This window comes from Terrabacter sp. 2TAF16, from assembly GCF_052115065.1.
In the GTDB taxonomy this organism is placed as follows: Bacteria; Actinomycetota; Actinomycetes; order Actinomycetales; family Dermatophilaceae; genus Terrabacter.
Window position 1 is genome coordinate 1 of record NZ_JBFRFZ010000049.1, and the last position, 399, is coordinate 399.

Consider the following 399-nt stretch of genomic DNA (forward strand, 5'->3'; position numbering starts at 1 on the left):
GCCATCGTCCTGCTCAAGCAGGACCACAAAGACGTGCGCGAGCAGTTCCGCGCCTTCCGCAAGCCCGGCCAGACCGCGGTCCAGAAGCAGAAGGTCGTCGACACGATCCTCGAGCTGCTGACCGTGCACACCTACATCGAGAACGAGGTCATGTACCCCCGCGTCCGGGCGTTGCTGCCCGACCTCGAGGACGACGTGCTCGAGTCGTACGAGGAGCACCACGTCGCGGACGTGCTCTGCATGGAGCTCGCAGCGATGGATGCCACGGACGAGCGGTTCGACGCCAAGACGACGGTGCTCATCGAGAACGTCGAGCACCACATGGCCGAGGAGGAGCAGGACTGGTTCCCGAAGGTCCGCGAGGGCCTCGGGCGCAAGCAGCTGCAGGAGCTCGGCGAG

Annotated in this window: 1 protein-coding gene; it reads left to right on the plus strand. The window is 65.9% G+C overall.

The window, feature by feature from the left end:
- A partial coding sequence (locus AB4Z14_RS22070) for a hemerythrin domain-containing protein (protein WP_442277115.1) occupies positions 1-399 on the plus strand: 399 nt, incomplete at both ends.